Below are 20,098 nucleotides of genomic sequence, written 5' to 3'. Positions count from 1 at the left end.
TGCGCCTTACTTGCCCAGAACCAGCGTGGTCCAGTCACCAATCCGGTCCCGCGACAGCAGATTGGTTCCGTTCTCGCGATAGACCGCGATCACCTCGTCGGCCTGTTCGTTGAGGATGCCCGACAGGATCGCCCGCCCGCCAGTGTCCAGGTGCGCCACGAGGTCCGGTGCCAGAACAACCAGCGGTCCCTTCAGGATATTGGCGAAGATCAGGTCACAGGGCGCGATCGCCGCCAACGCCGGGTGATCGAAGCCGGCGGCCTCGATACAGGTCACGCGGCCCTGCAGCCCATTGGCCGCAAGGTTGGCCTCGGCGACCTCGACCGCGACCTCGTCGATGTCACTGGCCACGATCTGCGCCTGCCAGACCCGCGCGGCTGCCATCGCCAGCACCGCGGTTCCGCAGCCGATATCGGCGACGCGACGGGCGGCGTAGCCTTCCTTGACCATCGCATCCAACGCCTGCAAACATCCCAGGGTGGTGCCATGATGCCCGGTGCCAAAGGCCATCTGCGCCTCGATCAGCAGCGGCAACGCGTCTTCGGGCACCTTGTCCGCATCATGGCTGCCGTAGACGAAAAACCGCCCGGCCTGCACCGGAGCAAGTTCCCGACGCACATGGGCGACCCAATCGGTCTCCGGCACGTCCGAGACGACGAAGGGTTTCGCCCCGAAGCTTGCCGCCAGCAAGGCCAGGCCGGCGACATCCGGTTCCTCCTCGAAATAGCCGCCGATCTCCCACAGGCCCGATCCGTCCTCGACCTCGAAGACGCCGATGCCGGTGGGTTCGGGCACGAGGCGCTCCATTGCCGCTCCCAGGGCTTCGGCGGGCTCGCGCCCCGGGAGGGTGGTCAAGGCGGTATAGGTGGTCATCATCGTCTCCTGAAGCGGTCCGCATGCGCGTAGGGGCGCGGCGGATCGAGGTCAAGCGGCGGCAGCGTCTTGCGTCCCAGCGCCACCACGAAGCGCCAGCCCCAGAAGGCCGCCGCCGCCCCCACCAGCAGATTGACCAGGGCCTGCGCATAGATCACGCCCGGCGCCGCGAACCACCCCGCCATCAACAGGGCCAGCGGCAGGGTCAGCGCTCCGTCGCGCACCCAGTTGGTCAGGGTCGACCGGGCCGGCCATCCCAGCGCATTGAAGGCCGAGTTCGACACGAAAAGCGCCGCGGCGAAGATGAAGCCGCCCACCCCGACATGGGCAAAGGCATGAACGACCTCGGCCCCCGCCGGCGTGAGACCGAACCCCGCGATCACCAGGTCGCTGACCGCGACCAGCACCGCCCAGGTCAGGAGCGTGTAAATCAGCCCGAAAAGCAGCGCATCGCGATAGGTGGTTCGCAGCCGGTCGTATTGCCTCGCACCGAAATTCTGCCCGAAAATGCCGCCAATCGCGCCGGAAAGCGAAAAGATGCCACCAAAGGCCACAACCGTGAGACGCCCGACCACCGCCCAACCCGCCACTGCGGCATCCCCGAACTGGGCCATCACGGTGGTCATCAGGTAGTTGCCGACAGGCGTGGACATCTGGGTCAGGATCGCGGGCAAGGCGATCGCGAGATACGGCCGAAATGACGCGCGCAAGTCCTCCCATGCGGGCGGGGCCAGCAGATCATGGGTGCCCACGGCGAAGCGCAGCGCCATCACCAGCATCACGCAGCGCGACAGGTTCAGCCCCAAAGCGGCGCCGTCCAGCCCCATTCCCAGTCCCAGGATCAGGAACGGGTCAATCACCATAGCGACACTGCCCGACGTCAGCGTGACGAACATCGACCTCCGCCCGTCGCCTTCCGCCCGCAACGCGCCGTTGGCGATCATCGCGACCGCCATGATCCCGAGCGACGGCACCGACATCGCCAGATAGCGCGCCGCCAGCCGCGCGGTTTCCCCCGTAGCCCCCGCGAAAGAGACCAGATCGTGCCGGAACAGGATGATGAGAGCGGCCATGCAGCACTGGAACAGCCCGGCGATGATCGCCGCACTGGTGACATGCCGGCGCGCCTCCTCGCGCGCGCCCGCACCGATACCGCGCGACACGAGCGCGGTCGCGGCAATCATCAGGCCGATCCCGGCCGAGACGGAAAAATACTGAATCGCGAAGGCGAAGCCGATGGCCGCGATCAGCTGCGGATCACCCAACTGCGAGATCCAGAAAAGGTTCGCCGCATCGACAAGGAAGACGAAGGTGATCCCCATCGCGCCAGTCATCGTCATGCGCGCGACGTGGCCCATGGTCGATCCGGTCAGGAACCGTCCCTGCGCCGCCATTCGCGCCTACTCGGCCGGGGCGGGAAGTCCGCGGGCAAAGATGGTCTCGAATCCCGGCTCGGGATGGCGCGGGATCAGCATCGCGAGGCTGAGCGAAACCAGCGCCATGCAGGCCGCCAGCGCGAACACCGCCGCCGGCGACACCACCCAGAGTAGGCCCAGCAGGGCCGGCAGGAACACCGCCGCGATGTGGTTGATGGTAAAGGCCACCGCAGCCGTGGGCGCGATATCGCCCGGGTCTGCAATTTTCTGGAAATAGGTCTTCAGCGCCAGCGCCAGGCCGAAAAGGATATGGTCGACAACGTACAGCGTCGCCGCCAGAGCCACCCCCCAGCCGAACCAGTAAACCCCGCCGTATAGCGTGAAGACGATGGCCAGCCCGACATATTCCCAGATCAGCGTGCGCCGCTCGCCGAAATGCCCCACTGCCTTGCCGAGGAAGGGCGCGACCAGCATGTTGACGACAAGGTTGATCAGGTAGAGTCCGGTCAGTTCGTGCACTTGAAAGCCGAAGTTTTCGACCATCATGAAACCGGCGAAGACCATGAAGATCTGCCGCCGCGCCCCGGACATGAACTGCAGTGCGTAGTAAAGCCAATAGCGCTTGCGCAGCACCATCTTCTTGATTTGCGGATGCGGTGCCTCGAACTGCGGATACAGGATCATGCAGGCCACCGCGACGGTGAAGGTGACGCCGCCCGCGAGCATGAAAACCAGGTTGTAGCTCAGCGCCAACGGCTCCCACATCAGGACGATCAGCACGAACACCACCAGCGTCGTCGCCGACCCGGCGCCCATGATCCAGCCCAACATCTGTGGCGCGCGGTCCTTGGGCAGCCATTGCAGCTGCAGCGACTGGTTGACGGTTTCATAATAGTGGAACCCGATCGAGCTGAGCAGCGTCAGGAACAACAGCCCGCCAAGGCTCGGCAGCCAGGCGGTAAAAGCCGTGGCCACTCCAAGAAGGGCCAGCGACACGAGCCCCAGGACCTGTTCGCGCACGAAGATGATAATCGCGATGACCCCAACCGCCAGGAAACCCGGGATCTCGCGCACCGTATGCAGCAGTCCGATATCTGCGCCATCAAAGCCCGCAACCTCGACGACGAAATTGTTCAGCAGCGCGTACCAGGCGTAGAACGCCACCGGCATCGCCATCGCCATCACGAACAGCAACGTCACCGGTCTGCGCCAGACCGGCATATGCCTTGCGTCGGAGATCGGAACGATGCTTGTCATGTGAACGGCATACGCCCGTTCACGCGGCTTGGCGAGACAAATAAGCACCCGGCGAACCTGATCTGCATCAAGGCACGAATGCAGGAAACCGAATAAATCGCCGCAAGGACCGCAACGGAGCACCGCCATGGATATCGTCAGCCTGCTCGACCGGATCGGGGAAGCCCCGACCGCCGCTCTCTTCGGGCTCATCACCGGGACGATCTTCGGAATCGCCGCGCAACGCTCGCGCTTTTGCCTGCGCGCGGCGACGGTCGAGTTCGCCCGTGGCAGGATGGGCGACAAGGTCGCGGTCTGGCTGCTCACTTTCTCCACGGCGCTGGTCTGGGTGCAGGGCGCGCAGCTTCTCGGCCTGATGAACGCGGCGGACGCCCGCATGATGGCAGTGCCGGGCAGTTGGTCAGGCGCGATCATCGGCGGACTGATGTTCGGGGCTGGTATGGTGCTCGCGCGCGGCTGCTCGGGAAGGCTTCTGGTCCTGGCGGCGACCGGCAACCTGCGCTCGGTCGTGTCGGGCCTGATCTTCGCCGTGGTCGCACAGATGAGCCTGTCGGGCGTGCTGTCCCCGATGCGCGATTCGATCGCCGCGCTCTGGATCACCTCGGGCGGACGCAACATGAACCTGCTGACGACGCTGGGACTGCCGCAATGGGGCGGCCTGCTGCTCGGCCTCGTGACGGCGGTGATCGCGCTGGTCCTGTCGCGGCGCAACCGGATCGGCGCCGCGCGGCTGGTCTTCGCCTCGGGCGTCGGATTCGCCGTCGCCGTGGGCTGGGTTCTGACCTACGCGCTCAGCCAGGCGGCATTCGAACCGGTGCAGATCGAAAGCGCGACCTTCACGGGTCCGTCGGCCCATACGCTGATGTTCTTTCTCGATCGCAACGCCGTTCTGGAATTCGACATCGGCCTCGTTCCGGGCGTCTTCCTTGGCGCGATGATCGCTGCGGGTCTTTCCGGAGAGCTGAAATGGCAGGCTTTCGACGGTCCGGTCACCATGCGCAAGGCAATGATCGGCGCGGCACTGATGGGGTTCGGCGGCATGCTCGCCGGCGGGTGCGCGATCGGCGCCGGCGTGACCGGCGGATCGATTTTCGCCGGCACCGCCTGGTGCGCGCTCTTTTTCATGTGGATCGGCGCGATGCTGACCGATCTGCTGGTCGACCAGCCTGGCCGCGCCGCACTGGCATAGCAGGAGCGCCACTTTCGCGCCAAAGGTGCAGATCCAAGCCGACCCAGCCCCAGGCAAGCCCCGGTCTTCATCTTCGCGAAAATACTCATGGGGGAGCCGGGCGTCAGCACGGCGGGGGCGAAGCCCCACACCGCCCATGGGCCGTCGCTCCTTCAGATCAATAAAAGCTCTGCGGATCGATATCGACGCTGAGTCGAAGGTCGCCTTTCAGGCGGACCGGCGCGATCCAGCGCGCCAGTGCCTCCTGCAACGCGACCCCCTTGGGCGCCTTGACCAGCAGCCGCACCCGGTGGCGGCCCCGGATCCGCGAGATCGGTGCGGGGGCCGGGCCGAAGACCTGCGCCCCAACGGCGCGCAACGCCCCGTCATTCCGCGCCAGCGTGTTGCCAAGGTCGAAGACCTGCGCGACGTCCGGGCCCGAGAGTATAACTCCCGCCATGCGCCCGAAGGGCGGTACACCCGCCGCCTCCCGTTCCGCTGCTTCGGCGCGCCAGAATCCCTCCTCGTCGCCCGACAGGATCGCCCTGATCACCGGATGCTCGGGCTGATAGGTCTGCAACAACGCCGTTCCCGGTTTCTCGGCGCGTCCGGCGCGTCCCGCGACCTGCCGCATCAACTGAAAGGTCCGCTCCGCCGCCCGCAGATCCGACCCCTGAAGTCCCAGGTCCGCATCGATCACGCCGACCAGGGTCAGCAGCGGGAAATTGTGCCCTTTCGCCACCAGTTGCGTGCCGATGATGACATCCGCCTCTCCTGCCGCGATCCCTTCGATGGCGGCCTTCAACGCCCGCGCCGAACCGAACAGATCCGAACTGAGCACCGCGATGCGCGCCTCGGGGAAGAGCGCCGCCGCCTCTTCCCCCAGCCGCTCGACGCCCGGCCCCACTGGCGCCAGCCGGTCCTCGGCGCCGCAGGACGGGCAGACCGTCGGGATCGGCGTGGTTTCGCCGCATTGATGGCACATCAGCCGTTTCAGGAACCGGTGCTCGACCATGCGTGCGTCACACTGCGCACAGGCGATCTGCTGACCGCATGCCCGGCAGAGCGTCACCGGGGCAAAGCCGCGCCGGTTGATGAACAGCAGCGATTGCTCGCCGCGCTTCAGCCGCGTCGCCACCGCGTCACGCAACGTCGGCGAGATCCAGGTACCGGCCTGCATCCGCTCGGCCCGCATGTCGATGGCGGCCATTTCGGGCAACACCGCCGCCCCGAAACGCGCCGACAACTCCAGCAGCTCGTATTTTCCGGACTGCGCGTTGGCCCAGCTTTCCAGACTGGGCGTGGCGCTGGCCAGGACGACTCGCGCACCGCAGATGGCCGCGCGCAACACCGCCATGTCCCGCGCATTGTAAAGGACTCCGTCTTCCTGCTTGTAGGAGGTGTCGTGTTCCTCATCGACGATGACGAGGCCGAGCGCGCGGAACGGCAGGAACAGGGCCGAGCGCGCCCCCACCACCAGCTGCGCCTGACCCTGCCCGGTCATCTTCCACACCCGGCGCCGCTCGGTCATGGTGACCCCCGAATGCCACTCGGCGGGCCGCGCGCCAAAGCGCGCCTCGACCCGTGTCAGGAACTCGGCCGTCAGGGCGATCTCGGGCAACAGGACCAGCGCCTGCCGTCCTTCGGCAAGACAGGCTGCCACGGCCTCGAGATAGACCTCGGTCTTGCCCGACCCGGTCACGCCCTTCAGCAGCGTCGTGCCATAGCCGCCGCCCGCCAGCCCGGCGCGCAGGTGCCCTGCCGCCGCCTGCTGATCGGCGGTCAGGGACTTGCCGGGGCGGGTGTGGTCCAGCGGCGGAAAGGGCAAATCGCGCGGGCTGGCCTCTTCGCGCACCGCGCCCTGAGCGACCATGCCCTTGACCACCGAAGGAGTCACCCCCGCCATTTCGGCCAGTTCCTTGAGCGTGAAGGCCAGTGAGCCGTAGTCGGCCAGCACCTCGAGCACGCGCCGGCGCGCGTCGGTCAGGCGGGTGGGCTCCGCCGTGCCACGCCGATAGACTTTCCGCATCGAGGGCGGATCGGACAGACCCGGGGCCCGCGTCGCCAGCCGCAGCATCGCGGGCATCGGCGTCAGCGTGTAATCCGCGGCGCGCGAAAGGAACTGGCGCATCTCTTCCAGCATCGGGGCGACGTCCAGCACCCGGATCACAGAGCGCACCCGCGCAAGGTCGTAATCGCCCTTGCCCGGCCCCCAGACCACGCCCAAAACCTTGCGTGGGCCCAAGGGCACCTCGACGAAGGCACCCAACCGGCAGCCGCCTTCGGGCGCCTTGTAGTCGAGCAGTCGGCCCAGCGGCTGGGTGGTCAGAACCGCGACCAGCGCGCCCTCCCGGAATACCTCGGCCTCGTTCACCTTGCCCTGCCTCTCGGGGGTTTCCGCGTCATGGATCATGGGGTAAAGCCAAGCCAAGCCGAGGCCAACCCATCAAAGGAATGCAGCCATGAAATTCTTCGTAGACACAGCCGAAATCGACGCGATCGCGGAACTGAACGATCTGGGCATGGTGGACGGCGTCACCACCAACCCGTCGCTGATCCTGAAATCGGGCCGCGACATCCTCGAAGTCACCAAAGAGATCTGCGACCTCGTCGACGGTCCTGTTTCGGCCGAAGTCGTCGCGCTCAAGGCCGAGGACATGATCGCAGAGGGCCGCAAGCTGGCCGCCATCGCCGACAACATCGCCGTCAAGGTACCGCTGACCTGGGACGGGCTGAAGACCTGCAGGGTGCTGACTGATGAGGGCCACATGGTCAACGTCACGCTGTGCTTCTCGGCCAATCAGGCACTGCTGGCGGCCAAGGCGGGCGCGACCTTCATCAGCCCCTTCATCGGGCGGCTCGACGATATCAACCTCGACGGGATGGAGCTGATTGCCGATATCCGCACGATCTATGACAATTACGGCTACGAGACACAGATCCTCGCCGCCTCGATCAGAACGGTGAACCACGTCACCGAAAGCGCGCGCATCGGCGCCGACGTGATTACCGCGCCGCCCGCCGTCATCAAGGCCCTGGCCAGCCATCCGCTGACCGACAAGGGGCTGGATGCTTTCATGGCCGACTGGGCCAAGACCGGTCAGAAGATCCTCTGACACGACGCACACGCTGCGGCGCGAACACCACAGGCCCGGCGGCACCCCCGCCGGGCCTGTTGCAATTAGGACAAAGTTTACGAATGCTGCGGATCAAGGGGCGATCAGACCCCGACAGGCAGGCGATCCGCCGCATCACATGAACGAGGCCCTTATGAGCAGCAGCCCGAAACTGGAAGATACCTTGCGCGCGGCGATCATCGCCAAGCCGGACACGATTCTCGACGACAAGGACGTGATGCACGCCCTGATCGCCGCCAACGAACGCGCGATGGGCGCAAATATCGTTGATCTGCGCGGCATCGCGATGGACCGCCTGGAAAGCCGGCTCGACCGGCTCGAGGACACCCACCGCAGCGTCATCGCTGCCGCCTACGAGAACCTCTCGGGCACCAACCAGGTTCACCGGGCGATCCTGCGCCTGCTCGATCCGCTGGATTTCGAAACCTTCCTGCGGGACCTGAGCGGCGAGATCGCCGAGATCCTGCGCGTGGATCACATCAAGCTGGTGCTTGAATCCAGCCAGCAAGACGCCGACCAGGCCACTGCGCAGCTTGGCGACGCGCTGGCGGTGGTCGGCCCCGGCTTCGTCGACAGCTACCTTACGCAACTGCGCGGCGGCACGCCGCGACAGGTCACGCTGCGCCGGGTCGATCATGCCCCCGAACGCATCTACGGGGCCAAGGCGTCCGAGATCGCGTCGGAGGCCTGCCTCAAGCTCGACCTCGGCACCGGGCGTCTGCCGGGAATGCTGGTGCTCGGGTCGGCCCGCGCCGATCAGTTCACCGCGCAGCACGCGACAGACCTTCTGGCCTTCTTTACCGGCGTCTTCGAACGCTCGATGCGCCACTGGCTGTCATGACCCTGATTTCGCCCGCCTGCCGCGATGCGCTGTCATCCTGGCTGGACGGGCAAAAGGCACTGGCTGGCGCGGCCAGAAACACGATCACGGCCTACCAGGGCGACGTGGTCGAGTTTCTGTCCTTCATGACGCTGCACCATGGCGAACCGCAGGGGCTGGGGGCGCTCGAACGCATCACCGTCGCCGACATGCGCGCCTGGATGGCACAGGCACGCGCCGGAGGCGTGGGCGCACGCTCGCTGGCGCGCAAGCTGTCGGCGGTCAAATCCTTCTATCGCTGGCTCGCCGATCGCGAAGGGTTCGAACCCACCGCCGTGCTGTCCACCCGCGCCCCGAAGTTCCAGAAGAAGTTGCCCCGCCCGCTCGCCGAGGACGCCGCCCGCGCGATGATCGACACCGTCGAGTTGCAGGCCGCCAGCGGTTGGGTCGCGGCGCGGGACGTGGCGGTGGTGACCCTTCTCTATGGCTGCGGCCTGCGCATTTCCGAGGCGCTCGGCCTCACCGGCGCCGACGCGCCGCTGCCCGCGACGCTCCGGATCCTCGGAAAGGGCGGCAAGGAGCGCGTGGTCCCGGTGATCGCACCCGCCCGAGACGCGGTCGCGACCTACCTGCGGCTGTGTCCACACCCGCAGCAGAACGACGCGGCCCTGTTCCGCGGCACTCGCGGCGGCCCGCTCAATCCTCGCGCGATCCAGTCCGTGATGGCACGCGCCCGGCTGCAACTGGGTCTGCCCGCCACCGCCACGCCGCACGCGATGCGCCACAGCTTCGCGACCCATCTTCTGAGCGCGGGCGGCGATCTGCGCGCGATCCAGGAACTGCTGGGACATGCCTCGCTTTCAACCACCCAGGCCTATACGGCGGTCGATACCGCCCGCCTGATGGAGGTCTACGACCGCGCCCACCCGCGCGCCTGAGACGGCCTGTGGCGGGGCCGCAACCGCGCCCTGGCTGCAGCGCGATTTCGCTTTGCATCCGTCAGACCATTCCTGCAAACAGGGCGCATGTCCCTGTCGATGCGCGCCCTTCTCGTTCACCTCTTCACCGCGACCGGCGCCGTCTTCGCGATGCTCGCCATGCTGGCCGCCGCCCAGACAGAATGGAGCATGATGTTCCTGTGGCTGGTCATCGCCTTCTTCGTCGATGGCATCGACGGCCCGTTGGCGCGACGCTACCACGTCAAGCACTATGCGCCCGAGTTCGACGGGGTTCTGCTCGACCTGATCATCGATTACCTGACCTATGTCTTCATCCCGGCCTTCGCGCTGTTCCAGTCGGGTCTGATGGACGGCTGGACCGGATGGGTCGCGATCATCGTCATCACCTTTACCAGCGCCATGTACTTCTGCGACACCCGCATGAAGACAAAGGACAATTCCTTTCTCGGCTTTCCCGGCTGCTGGAACATGGTGGTGCTGGTGGTCTTCGCGCTCGAGCCGAATTTCTGGGTGATCCTCGCGCTCGTCACGGTGCTGGCAGTGGCAATGTTCCTGCCGCTCAAATTCGTCCACCCCGTGCGCACCGAACGCTGGCGCAGCGTCACCCTGCCGATGGCACTGGCCTGGACCTTCTTCGCGGGCTGGGCGGCCTGGGTCGATTTCCACCCCGAAAGCTGGGCCCATTGGGGCCTGGTCGTGACCAGCATCTACCTGCTCTTCGCGGGCATCGCGCAACAAATCATACCGCCGCGCAACGGCAAGCCTGTCTAGATCGGGTCAGGGCAGGCCGAACAGCGCCCTAGAGCACCTCGTCCAGCGTGATCTCGCGCCCGTTGAATGTGAAACTCTCGCCCGCCTTCAACCCCTCCATTGCCTTGTAGATCGGACTCTGCGTCGAGATGCCCATGTAGGTCTCACCTTCACAGTCGAATTTCGAGGTCGAGACGATCACCACGAAATGCTTGTCGTTGAAGGACACCACCGCGCCGGGGCGCACTGTGTCGGTCAGCGAGAAATCCGCGTTCTCGATGGCGTCGATCTTGGCGTGATGGGCGTGGACCGGATGATCGAAGGCAGCCGCAAGGTCGGCGTTCTCGCGGGCATCGGCGATATCGTCCTTGTCGTGGGACTCGCGGTCATCGAGGCGCGACTCTCCCAGGTAGCTCTCGTAATGGGCGATCGCGGCGGCCAGTTCGGCCTCCTCCAGCGACATCAGCTTGTCGCGCACCGCCTGCTTGCGTGCGGCGTTGTCCTTCGATGCGGTCATGTCACTCTCCTTGCCTTTGCCTTTGGCGTTCACAGTCCTGCGCCCATGGATAAAACGCATTGATCTAGATCAGCAATCCCGCGGCCCTCTCGTGGCGCAGCAGCGCGACCTTGGTTTCGACCCCACCCGCGCCGGAAAACCCGCCAAGACCGTTCGCGCCCAGCACCCGGTGGCAGGGGATCACGATCGGGATCGGATTTGCGCCGCAGGCCTGCCCTATCGCCTGCGCGGGCGCTCCCAGCCCGCGTGCAATCTCGCCATAGGTGCGCGTCTCGCCCACCGGGATCGCGCGCATTGCCGCGCAGACTGCACGCAAGAATTCCGAACCGCGCACGTGCAAGGGCACCGTGAACCCGCGCTCCGGGTCATCGAAATAGCCGCGCAACTCCTCCGCCGCACGATCCAGCAATGCGCTGTGCTGCGCCGCCTGTCCACCCCACGTCACCGCCACCAACGCACCTTGATTTTCGGTCAGCGTGACGGGACCCGTCGGCGTATCCACCGTCAGGCTTTGCATCGGTGCCCCTCTCTGGCAGCGGAGATCGCCATCAATAGCCCCGCACGCGGTCGACCTCGTGCAGCAAGGGTGCGCCCGACTGCAGACGCAGGTAATTCTCGGCCACGTCGGCAAAGGCATCCTCGCCCAGATGCCAGCCCGACACGTGTGGCGTGATCGTCACCGCCGGATGGGTCCAGAGCGGGCTGTCCTGCGGCAGCGGCTCGGGAGCCGTGACATCCAGAACCGCTGCGCCCGGCCGCCCCGCATCGAGCGCGGCGACCAGCGCCGCCTGGTCGATCAGATCACCGCGCCCCGCGTTCAGCAAGGTGCTGCCGGGTTTCATCCGCGCCAGCAGGTCGGCTCCGAACAACTCCCGCGTCGCCACGGTCGATGGAAGGATCGCGCAGATATAATCGGCCATTTCCAGCAGCTCGGGAAGCGCCTCCGCGCCATGCCGGCAGGCAACGCCATCGATCCGTTTGGGCGAACGCGCCCAGCCCGTAACCCGGAAACCTGCATCGCGCAGCACCTGCGCGGCGCAGGCGCCGATATGGCCCAGGCCCAGCACCGCGACCTCGGTCTCGGCCGCAAGGCGCGGCTCGACCGGGCTCCACCGCCGCGCCGCCTGTTCGGCGCGATAGTGCGGCAGGTGCCGCTGTGCGCTCAGGATATGCGCGAGGACGTATTCCGCGATCTCGCGTGCCGGGGCCACGGGTTTCAGCCGCGCGACACGGACATGCGGCGGCAAGGCGGGATGGGCCACGATGGTTTCGACCCCTGCACCCAGCTTCTGCACCAGTTTCAGGTTCGCAAGCTTCCCAGGCCAGTCGGCATCCAGACGGGACACCGCCAGCATGGTGATCTGTTCCAACGCGCCCGGATCGGTCCTGACCCGCACATCGGCGCCCGGCGCATGAGCCAGAACGCGCGCGCGCACGTCCTCCGCGGGGATCCAGCCGCCGTGCCCGATATCGATCAGCAACGCCATGCCACCCCCCAGTGCGAAATCCGCCTTGCGGCCGTGCTCTTGCCTACTCCGCCGCTTCGGCATACTCCTCCATCGGCGGGCAGGTGCAGACCAGGTGACGGTCGCCATAGACGTTGTCGACCCGGTTGACCGGCGGCCAATACTTGTCGACACGGAAGGCGCCGGGCGGGAAACAGCCCTGCTCGCGCGTATATGGACGGTCCCAGTCGCGCACCAGGTCCTCCATGGTATGCGGCGCGTTCTTCAACGGGTTGTTGTCCTTGTCGATGCGCCCTTCCTCGATGTCGCGGATCTCCTCGCGGATCGCCAGCATCGCGTCGCAGAACCGGTCGAGCTCGGCCTTGGTCTCGCTCTCGGTCGGTTCGATCATCAAGGTCCCCGCCACCGGCCAGCTCATCGTCGGCGCGTGAAAACCGTTGTCGATCAGCCGCTTGGCGATATCGTCCACGGTGATGCCGGCACTTTCGGCATAGGGGCGGGTGTCGATGATGCATTCATGCGCCACACGTCCGGTCTTGCCACGATAGAGCACGTCGAAGGCACCCTGCAGCCGCCGTGCGATGTAGTTGGCGTTCAGGATCGCGACGCGTGTCGCCTGTGTCAGGCCCTCGCCGCCCATCATCAGGCAATAGGCCCAACTGATCGGCAACAGCGACGGCGACCCAAAGGGCGCGGCACTCACCGGGCCTTCCTCGCCACCGGTCATCGGGTGACCCGGCAGGTACGGCACCAGATGCGCCTTGACCCCGATCGGTCCCATGCCGGGACCACCGCCGCCATGCGGAATGCAGAAGGTCTTGTGCAGGTTCAGGTGGCTCACGTCGCCGCCCAGGTCACCGGGACGGCTGAGGCCCACCATCGCGTTCATGTTGGCACCGTCGATATAGACCTGCCCGCCATGCGCGTGGGTGATCTCGCAGACCTCGGTCACGGTCTCCTCGAAAACCCCATGGGTGCTGGGATAGGTGATCATGCATCCGGCGAGATTGTCGGCATGCTTCTCGGCCTTGGCGCGGAAATCGTCCAGATCGATGTCGCCGTTCGCCGCGGATTTCACCGCGACCACCTTCCAGCCGACCATCTGGGCGCTGGCCGGGTTGGTGCCGTGGGCGCTGGTCGGGATCAGGCAGACATTGCGATGCTCCTCGCCGCGCGACCGGTGCCAGGCCGCGATCGTCAGAAGGCCCGCGTATTCGCCCTGCGCGCCCGAGTTGGGCTGCATCGAGATCGCCGCGTAGCCGGTGATCTGGCACAGCTTGTCGCTGAGGTCCGTGATAAGTTCGTGATAGCCCTGCGCCTGGTCGGTCGGGCAGAACGGGTGCAGCCGCGAGAACTCGCGCCAGCTGACCGGCATCATCTCGGCTGCCGAGTTCAGCTTCATCGTGCAGGACCCCAGAGGGATCATCGCCCGGTCCAGCGCCAGGTCGCGGTCGGCCAGGCGACGCATGTAGCGCATCATTTCGGTCTCAGCCCGGTTCATGTGAAAGATCGGGTGGGTCAGGTAGTCGCTGGTGCGGTACAGGTTCTCCGGTACGCGATACTCGGGACGGAAATCGTCATCCCGGCGCGTCAGGCCGAAAGCGCGCCAGACACTCTCGATGTTCTCGGGCCGGGTGCATTCGTCCAGCGTGATGCCGACCCGGCGCTCGCCGACCCGGCGCAGGTTGATGCCCTCGTCCACCGCCGATTTCAGGATCGCGCCCTGAAGCGGGCCGACATCCACCGTGACCGTGTCAAAGAACGCCTGCGGGTCGACCTTGAACCCCGCCTCCTCGAGCCCGCGCGCCAGACGCACGGTCTTGCGGTGGATGCGCTGCGCGATCGCCTTCAGTCCCTTGGGGCCGTGGAACACCGCGTACATCGAGGCCATGACCGCCAGCAGCGCCTGCGCCGTGCAGACATTGCTGGTCGCCTTCTCGCGGCGGATATGCTGCTCGCGGGTCTGAAGGGACAGGCGATAGGCACGGTTGCCGTGACTGTCCACGCTGACCCCGACCAGCCGGCCCGGCATGGCGCGGGCATAGGCCGACTTGGTCGCCATATAGGCCGCGTGCGGGCCGCCATAGCCCAGCGGAACGCCGAACCGCTGCGTAGTGCCAACGGCGATGTCGGCACCCATCGCGCCGGGCTCCTTGAGGATGGTCAGCGCCAGCGGGTCGGCGGACACGATCCCGATCGCCTGCGCCTCGTGCAGGGCGGCGATCTGGTCGGTGAAGTCACGCACATGGCCATAGGTGCCCGGATACTGGAACAGCGCACCGAACACCTTGTCGGCTTCCAGCTTGTCGGGGTTGCCGACGATCACCTCGATTCCCAGCGGCGCGGCGCGGGTCTGGATCACCGCGATGTTCTGCGGGTGACAGTCACGGTCGACGAAAAACGCTTTCGCCTTGGACTTGGCCACGCGCTGCGCCATGGTCATCGCCTCGGCACAGGCGGTCGCTTCGTCCAGCAGCGATGCGTTGGCGATCTCCAGTCCGGTCAGATCGCTCACCATGGTCTGGTAGTTCAACAGCGCCTCGAGCCGTCCCTGGCTGATCTCGGGCTGATAAGGCGTATAGGCCGTGTACCAGGCCGGGTTTTCCAGGATGTTGCGCTGGATCGCGGGCGGCGTCACCGTGCCATGATACCCCTGTCCGATCAGGCTGGTCAGCACCTTGTTCTTGCTCGCCGTCACTCGCATGTGGTGCAGCAACTCGCGTTCGGACATCGCCTTGCCGAAATCCAGCGGCTCGGCCTGCCGGATCGCCCGGGGCACGGTATCCTCTATCAGCGCCTCAAGGCTCTCGGCCCCGACCGTCTCCAGCATGTCGGCCATTTCCTCGGGCGAGGGGCCGATATGGCGCCGGTTGGCGAAATCATAGGGCAGGTAGTCGGTTGGTTCATAGGTCATCTGGTCTCCTCGGCCGGTCCCGGCCCACGCCCCCGCATCGCGGGATGATCCGAACAGGGCGCGCCTGATGCCGCGCCCCGACTTCTGTCTGGTCAGAGAATCGCCCGATCCTCGGCCTCGGCCACGCCTAGGCGATGAAATCCTTGTAGGCGGCCTCGTCCATGTAATCGCTCATCGGACCGAGGTCCGAGGGCTTCATCTTGAAGAACCAGGCATCGCCCTGCGCATCCTCGTTCACCAGCCCGGGATTGTCGGCGAGCGCTTCGTTGACCTCGACGATTTCCCCGTCCAGGGGCGCGAGGATGTCGCTGGCCGCCTTGACGCTCTCGATCACCACGATCTCGTCATCCTTGCTGACCTCGGTGCCGACCTCCGGCAATTCGATGAATACGACATCGCCCAGTTGCTCCGCCGCGTGCTCGGTGATTCCCACGACGATCAGCTTGCCCTCTTCCAGCAGCCATTCATGCTCTTCGGTGTATTTCATGTCCGATCTTTCCTCTTGGACTAGCGTTTGAACCGGGCCGCCACGAAGGGCAGCGAGGTCACCGTGACAGGCAGACGCTTCCCGCGCAACTCGCCATGAAGCGTGGTGCCGGCGGCTGACAGCTCGGCGGGCACATAGCCCATCGCGACCGGCCCACCGACCGTGGGGCCGAAGCCGCCCGAGGTGATCCTGCCCACGGGCACTCCGCCGCTCTCCTCGGCGAACAGGTCGACCCCCTCGCGCATCGGCGCCCGCCCGTCCGGACGCAGACCGACCCGCTTGCGCGCAGGACCTGACGCCAGTTGTTCCAGAACCTCCGCCGCGCCGGGAAAACCGCCTTCGCGCGCGCCGCCCCGCCGGCGCGCTTTCTGGATCGCCCAGCCCAGCCCGGCCTCGGCGGGCAACGTGGTCTCGTCTATGTCATGGCCATAAAGGCACAACCCCGCCTCCAGACGCAGCGAATCGCGCGCGCCCAGACCGATCGGCTTCACCGTCTCATCGGCCAGCAACAGCCGCGCCAGCGGCTCGGCATGGCGGGCGGGCACCGAAATCTCGAACCCGTCCTCGCCGGTATAGCCCGAGCGGGACACCCAGCAATCGACCCCGTCCAGCGACACGGTGGCCACGTCCATGAAACCCATGTCCCGCACCGCGCCGTTCAGATGCCCCAGGGCGGTCGCGGCCCCCGGTCCCTGCAGCGCCAGCAGCGCGCGATCCGTCACCTCGGTCACCGTCACACCCGGTTCGAGCGCGCTTTTCATCCGCGCGATATCGGCCCGCTTGCAGGCGGCATTGACCACCACGAAGAGGTGATCGCCCCGGTTCGCGAACATCAGGTCGTCAAGGATTCCACCCGCGTCGTTCAGGAACAGCCCGTAGCGCTGCCGCCCTTCCGCCAGCCCGGCGACGTCCATCGGCACCATCGCCTCGAAGGCCTCCGCCAGCCCCGCCATCGGTGCGCCGCCCAGCAGCACCTGCCCCATGTGGCTGACGTCGAACAGCCCGGCGGCCTCGCGCGTGTGTTGGTGTTCGGCCATGATCCCGGCCGGATATTGTACCGGCATCTCGTAGCCGGCGAACTCCACCAGCTTGGCGCCGAGCTCCACGTGCAGCGCATGCAGCGGCGTTTTCAGAAGATCCGTCATGCCCGCTCCCATTCTTCACAGGCCGGTGCAGATTCAGGCAAATCCCCCGGCATCCTTGCCGCGCGACGGCGCGGCGCGATGCCCCCTCTGTCCTTTCGCCTGAGATCGTTATCCCTTCGGCGGGCGCGCTGCGCCACTCTCCAGAGTCTTTCGTATGTGCGCACGGTCCTGTGGCCTGAGAGTTTCCGGGGCGGTTGCTCCTTCGGCACCGGCTGTCGCCGGTTCTCCCGTATGCACAGGCATACCGTAGCGTCGCGCGGCGGTCCCGGCAAGGGGCGAAACAACGCCCGGCATTCGCATGGCGTCCGCTCCGATCCACCGCTAGGGTGAGCCTTCCACAAGGAGAGCGCCATGCCCATCACCGGACAAGACCTGATCGTGACCCGCACCGCTTTGGCCGACGCAAGGATCGTGCCGGCGAACTTTCCGGACACCCCGCCCGACGGCACCTGTCTGCTGCGCGTGGACGGTTTCGCGCTGACCGCGAACAACATCACCTATGGCGTCGCCGCCGACATGCTGGGCTACTGGGATTTCTTCCCGACGCAGGATGACGGCGACGGGCGAATCCCGGTCTGGGGCTTCGCCACCGTGCTCGCCTCCTCCCACCCGGACGTCGCCGTGGGCGAGCGGGTCTATGGCTACCTGCCGATGTCGACGCACGTGATGGTGCAGCCGGACAAGGTGAACGACACGGGCTTTGTCGACGCGGCCCGGCATCGCGCCGCCCGCGCGCCGATCTACAACCACTACGCTTTCACCCGCAGCGACCCACAATGGCAGGCGGATCGCGAAGCGCTGATCAGCCTGTTCCGCCCGCTCTTCACCACCTCGTTCCTGCTGGACGACCTGCACCGCGAGAACGACTGGTTCGGCGCGGAGCAGGCGATCCTCTCCAGCGCCTCCAGCAAGACCGCGCTCGGACTGGCCTTCCTGATGTCACGCGATGCGCCACCGGGGCGATCGTTCGTCGGCCTGACCAGCGCGGGCAATCGCCGCTTCGTCGAGGGCCTTGGCTGCCATGACCGGGTGATCGACTATGACGCCGTCGAAAGCCTGCCGCGAACCGCCTCGGCCTTCGTCGACATGGCCGGCAATGCCGACCTGCGACAGCGCATCCACGAGCATCTGGGCGACGGGTTGAAAAGCAGCCGCGCCGTCGGCATGACCCACTGGCAGGACTCGGGCGGTCTTGGCGGCGACCTGCCCGGCGCACGGCCGGAGTTCTTCTTTGCCCCCGCCTATGCCCAGCAGCGCTTGAAAGAGCTCGGACCGGCGGAATTCCAGACCCGCCTCGGCACAGCATGGAGCGCCTTCACCGAAGCGGCGCAAAGCTGGATCACGATCAGCCGCGCGTCGGGACCCGAAGAGGTCCTCGCCTGTTATCACGCCATGCTCAGGGGAGAGATCGATCCGGCCGAGGGGCATTACCTGTCCCTCTGACACTGCGCCTCGATCATCGCGTCAAACCTGCGCCGACCGGGGCCTGATGGCATCCGGTCGGCGCTGTGTCGTATCGCTTCAGGTGCGATCAGGCGTCGCTGGACTTGCGACGGGCACGCGCAGCCAGCGCGCCAAGACCGGCGACCAGAAGCAGGCCACTGGCCGGCAGCGGAACCGGGGTCGCCGACACGTTGGCGAACTCGAAGGCGTTCTGGTTGACCGAATAGAACTTCACGCTGTCGAAATACTCCGACTCGTTGTCCGCGAAGATCGAAACGAAAGAGGCTTCCTGCGCCGGAATATTGAACTGGCTTCCGAGGATCGTGCCGACCAGGGTCGCCCCGTTGTAGAGCTCCAGCGTGTTGTAGCCGTCGGGCGAGCCCCACAGCAGGCTGAAGCTGTTGGACAGCGATGTCAGCGCCAGCTCCGCCGGGTTCGACGTTCCGCTGTAGGTGCTGCCGACGCCCACGGTGTAGTACCCCGGCGCGGTCAGACCCGAGGTCTGATAGGGCGACCGGTACTGGCCACCCAGGCTGGCATCCGGCGCAACGGTCAGCGGGGCAGCCGTCCAAGTTCCCGGAAGATCGAGCGAGTCGGCCGGCGTCACCATGGAAAGCGCGGTCGCGTAGTCGTTTTCCGCCTGGACGGTCAAGGCCGACGCCAAGCTCGGCATCGCCACGACCGCGGCGATTGCAATGGTATTTCTGATCATGTCATTCCCTTTTTCGACAGTTTCCCCGTTCCCGACTGAACGTCCTTCGGGGAAAGTCTGAACTCATACAAACGGACGCAGTCCATTAACGCCCTATTAAGGATTTCCCGTTCTGTCCACGACGAACGCCCCCGGCGGGCATCATGGTGTGGCAAGACAGCCTCAACGTGTCGAGCGCCTCAACAATACCGGGCGCAAGGTCCGGATTGTTTCCTGCCCGCATCAAACGGGCGCTCAGGCAAAGGGGTCCGACGGATAGCCGACACGGGCAAGGTACAGCCCCTGCGGCGGGCAGACGGGCCCACAGGCGGCCCGGTCGCGCGCCGCCAGCGCGGCACTCACGTCCTCCGGCGTCCACGCGTGGGCTCCAACCCGTTCCAGCGTTCCGACGAAGCTGCGCACCTGGTTGTGCAGGAACGAACGCGCCCGCACGTGAAACCGGATTTCGGGACCGGAGAAGCCGTCGACCGCCTCGACCCGCAGCGCGTCGAGCGTCTTCACCGGGCTCGCGGCCTGGCACATCGTGCTGCGGAAGGTGGTGAAATCATGGTTGCCGATCAGCCGGTCGGCGCCGGCCTGCATCGCCGTGACATCCAGATCGTGACGCACCTGCCAGACCCGCCCGGACTCGTGCGTCGCGGGCGCGCGGCGCATCAGGATGCGGAACAGGTATTGCCGCTCGACCGCCGAGAACCGCGCGTGCCAGTCCTCGGCGACGCGCGCGCAGGCGACGATCGCCACCGGGTCGGGCTTCAGGTGATGGTTCAGCGCCTCGGACAGGCGAAACGGCTCCCAGTCGCGCTCCATGTCGCAATGGGCCACCTGCCCCAGCGCATGCACCCCCGCATCGGTGCGTCCGGCGGCGGCGATGGTATGCGCGCGGGGCTCGAGACGCGCCAGCGCCGCCTCGATCGCCCCCTGTACGCTGGGCTGCTCGGCCTGCCGCTGCCAGCCGGCAAAGGGCGCGCCCAGGTATTCGACTTTCAAAGCGTATCGCGGCATGGCCGCGCTGCTACCGTGCGCCCGCGCAAACGGCAAGTCTGGTATCACGCGGCGCAGACGCCTATCTTGGCC

18 protein-coding genes and 1 riboswitch are annotated in these 20,098 nt (G+C 66.4%); of the genes, 6 read left to right on the top strand and 12 right to left on the bottom strand.

What is annotated here, in order from left to right; all coding sequences use genetic code 11:
• Positions 1–6: 6 nt before the first annotated feature.
• The 3 genes from JF290_RS05350 to JF290_RS05340 are packed head-to-tail and all read right to left on the bottom strand — an operon-like array spanning position 7 to position 3,506.
• On the bottom strand, positions 7–873 hold the full coding sequence (locus JF290_RS05350) for a 50S ribosomal protein L11 methyltransferase (RefSeq protein ID WP_199023732.1): 867 nt from the start codon (positions 871–873) through the stop codon (positions 7–9).
• The gene (locus tag JF290_RS05345; protein WP_233155158.1) at positions 873–2,267 is read right to left on the bottom strand and encodes an MATE family efflux transporter; all 1,395 of its coding nucleotides are present in this window, start codon (positions 2,265–2,267) and stop codon (positions 873–875) included. The genes JF290_RS05350 and JF290_RS05345 overlap by 1 nt, the downstream gene beginning before the upstream one ends.
• Before the next feature lie 6 nt (positions 2,268–2,273).
• A complete protein-coding gene (locus JF290_RS05340; RefSeq protein ID WP_199023731.1) occupies positions 2,274–3,506 on the bottom strand; it encodes an MFS transporter in 1,233 nt (410 codons plus the stop codon).
• Between the two features lie 127 nt (positions 3,507–3,633).
• Here JF290_RS05340 and JF290_RS05335 point away from each other — a divergent pair, with 127 nt between their 5' ends.
• On the top strand, positions 3,634–4,695 hold the full coding sequence (locus JF290_RS05335; RefSeq protein WP_199023730.1) for a YeeE/YedE family protein: 1,062 nt from the start codon (positions 3,634–3,636) through the stop codon (positions 4,693–4,695).
• 157 nt (positions 4,696–4,852) lie between these two features.
• Here JF290_RS05335 and JF290_RS05330 read toward each other — a convergent pair whose 3' ends face one another.
• On the bottom strand, positions 4,853–7,087 hold the full coding sequence (locus tag JF290_RS05330; RefSeq protein WP_199023729.1) for a primosomal protein N': 2,235 nt from the start codon (positions 7,085–7,087) through the stop codon (positions 4,853–4,855).
• Positions 7,088–7,136: 49 nt separating this feature from the next.
• On the opposite strand from JF290_RS05330, the gene fsa reads away from it, so the two are divergent.
• The 4 genes from fsa to JF290_RS05310 all read left to right on the top strand — a co-directional run bounded on the left by fsa (position 7,137) and on the right by JF290_RS05310 (position 10,361).
• Positions 7,137–7,790 (top strand): fructose-6-phosphate aldolase, encoded by a 654-nt coding sequence (gene fsa / locus JF290_RS05325; RefSeq protein ID WP_199023728.1) that lies wholly within the window; start codon positions 7,137–7,139, stop codon positions 7,788–7,790.
• A gap of 154 nt (positions 7,791–7,944) precedes the next feature.
• Positions 7,945–8,652 carry a DUF484 family protein gene (locus JF290_RS05320; RefSeq protein WP_199024000.1) on the top strand — a complete coding sequence of 236 codons (708 nt, stop codon included), beginning with the start codon at positions 7,945–7,947 and terminating at the stop codon, positions 8,650–8,652.
• A complete protein-coding gene (locus JF290_RS05315; RefSeq protein ID WP_199023727.1) occupies positions 8,649–9,569 on the top strand; it encodes a tyrosine recombinase XerC in 921 nt (306 codons plus the stop codon). The genes JF290_RS05320 and JF290_RS05315 overlap by 4 nt, the downstream gene beginning before the upstream one ends.
• A gap of 87 nt (positions 9,570–9,656) precedes the next feature.
• Entirely contained in the window at positions 9,657–10,361 is a 705-nt protein-coding gene (locus JF290_RS05310) for a CDP-alcohol phosphatidyltransferase family protein (RefSeq protein WP_199023726.1), read from the top strand.
• A 28-nt stretch (positions 10,362–10,389) separates the two neighbouring features.
• Here JF290_RS05310 and JF290_RS05305 read toward each other — a convergent pair whose 3' ends face one another.
• The 6 genes from JF290_RS05305 to gcvT all read right to left on the bottom strand — a co-directional run bounded on the left by JF290_RS05305 (position 10,390) and on the right by gcvT (position 16,869).
• Positions 10,390–10,857 carry a hypothetical protein gene (locus JF290_RS05305; RefSeq protein WP_199023725.1) on the bottom strand — a complete coding sequence of 156 codons (468 nt, stop codon included), beginning with the start codon at positions 10,855–10,857 and terminating at the stop codon, positions 10,390–10,392.
• Between the two features lie 64 nt (positions 10,858–10,921).
• On the bottom strand, positions 10,922–11,374 hold the full coding sequence (locus JF290_RS05300) for a methylated-DNA--[protein]-cysteine S-methyltransferase (RefSeq protein WP_199023724.1): 453 nt from the start codon (positions 11,372–11,374) through the stop codon (positions 10,922–10,924).
• A gap of 31 nt (positions 11,375–11,405) precedes the next feature.
• On the bottom strand, positions 11,406–12,344 hold the full coding sequence (locus JF290_RS05295; protein WP_199023723.1) for a 2-hydroxyacid dehydrogenase: 939 nt from the start codon (positions 12,342–12,344) through the stop codon (positions 11,406–11,408).
• 43 nt (positions 12,345–12,387) lie between these two features.
• Positions 12,388–15,237: an aminomethyl-transferring glycine dehydrogenase gene (gene gcvP, locus JF290_RS05290; RefSeq protein WP_199023722.1), complete on the bottom strand. Its 2,850-nt coding sequence runs from the start codon at positions 15,235–15,237 to the stop codon at positions 12,388–12,390.
• A 127-nt stretch (positions 15,238–15,364) separates the two neighbouring features.
• The gene (gene gcvH / locus JF290_RS05285; RefSeq protein WP_199023721.1) at positions 15,365–15,724 is read right to left on the bottom strand and encodes a glycine cleavage system protein GcvH; all 360 of its coding nucleotides are present in this window, start codon (positions 15,722–15,724) and stop codon (positions 15,365–15,367) included.
• Positions 15,725–15,744: 20 nt separating this feature from the next.
• Positions 15,745–16,869, bottom strand: a complete 1,125-nt coding sequence (gene gcvT, locus JF290_RS05280; protein ID WP_199023720.1) for a glycine cleavage system aminomethyltransferase GcvT — start codon at positions 16,867–16,869, stop codon at positions 15,745–15,747.
• Between the two features lie 153 nt (positions 16,870–17,022).
• A riboswitch (glycine riboswitch) is annotated at positions 17,023–17,109 on the bottom strand.
• 111 nt (positions 17,110–17,220) lie between these two features.
• On the opposite strand from gcvT, the gene JF290_RS05275 reads away from it, so the two are divergent.
• Positions 17,221–18,312, top strand: a complete 1,092-nt coding sequence (locus JF290_RS05275; RefSeq protein ID WP_199023719.1) for a DUF2855 family protein — start codon at positions 17,221–17,223, stop codon at positions 18,310–18,312.
• 88 nt (positions 18,313–18,400) lie between these two features.
• Here the strand turns inward: JF290_RS05275 and JF290_RS05270 are convergent, their stop codons facing one another.
• Together JF290_RS05270 and truA are read right to left on the bottom strand one after the other, a co-directional pair.
• Positions 18,401–19,024 carry an Npun_F0296 family exosortase-dependent surface protein gene (locus JF290_RS05270; RefSeq protein ID WP_199023718.1) on the bottom strand — a complete coding sequence of 208 codons (624 nt, stop codon included), beginning with the start codon at positions 19,022–19,024 and terminating at the stop codon, positions 18,401–18,403.
• Positions 19,025–19,258: 234 nt separating this feature from the next.
• On the bottom strand, positions 19,259–20,026 hold the full coding sequence (truA, locus tag JF290_RS05265; RefSeq protein WP_199023717.1) for a tRNA pseudouridine(38-40) synthase TruA: 768 nt from the start codon (positions 20,024–20,026) through the stop codon (positions 19,259–19,261).
• Between the last annotated feature and the right edge of the window lie 72 nt (positions 20,027–20,098).

This window comes from Sedimentitalea arenosa (assembly GCF_016428585.1).
Lineage (GTDB): Bacteria > Pseudomonadota > Alphaproteobacteria > Rhodobacterales > Rhodobacteraceae > Sedimentitalea > Sedimentitalea arenosa.
Note: the sequence above shows the minus strand (reverse complement) of the source record. Positions and strands in the feature narration are given on the sequence as shown.